The sequence below is a fragment of the Vibrio sp. 2132-1 genome, assembly GCF_033344315.1.
The window spans coordinates 1-551 of the sequence record NZ_JAWPON010000723.1 but is presented as its reverse complement, the minus strand read 5'-3'; the positions used below and the strand labels follow the sequence as shown (position 1 = coordinate 551).

1 protein-coding gene and 1 pseudogene are annotated in these 551 nt (G+C 48.3%); both read right to left on the bottom strand.

Annotation, left to right across the window (positions count from 1 at the left end; all coding sequences use genetic code 11):
* Positions 1 to 275 (bottom strand): annotated as a pseudogene (locus tag R8N47_RS27605) (MotA/TolQ/ExbB proton channel family protein); the annotation flags it as partial.
* The coding region (locus R8N47_RS27600) for an energy transducer TonB (protein ID WP_318186412.1) at positions 275 to 551 on the bottom strand (277 nt) is incomplete at its 5' end. The pseudogene R8N47_RS27605 and the gene R8N47_RS27600, both read right to left, overlap by 1 nt.

The following is a 551-nucleotide window of genomic DNA, read 5'->3' as shown; positions in this document are numbered from 1 at the left end:
GATTTAGCGAATGAGTGGTGAGCCAATAGCATTGCTACACCGCGATAAAGTAGGGGACGCTTGCCCGACAACTCATCGGCCAGCGCTTCAATATCTCGGCTGTTCGTTGGGTCTAGACTGGCCAAATGTTGACGAATGGCACTTTTTCCAACGCCAAGACTGATGAATACTTGGAAGAGTCGTTCCGCAATGATCATGACGGTGAGTGCCGAGCAAATGATCAAAGGCCATGTCATAAGACCGAACTGAGTTTGTGATTCTTGTAGCTGTTCCATTATCCTTCCAACTTAAAACGAACTGGTATTTGTACTCGGTGAGCCACTTTTAGCCCGCCTAAAATATGTGGTGTAAATTGCCATTGTTTAATAGCTCGCAGCGCTGAGGCATCCATCGACTCGGTGCCAGACGATTCAAGCAAAACATGTTTGATTTGGTTGCCATTCTCATCGAGCCATACCTCATACAAGGCTGCGCCTTCGATACCGCGTCTTTGCGCAGATCTTGGATAGCGGGGCTGCGTTGGTTGACTCACAAACGTTGGTTTGTCGACC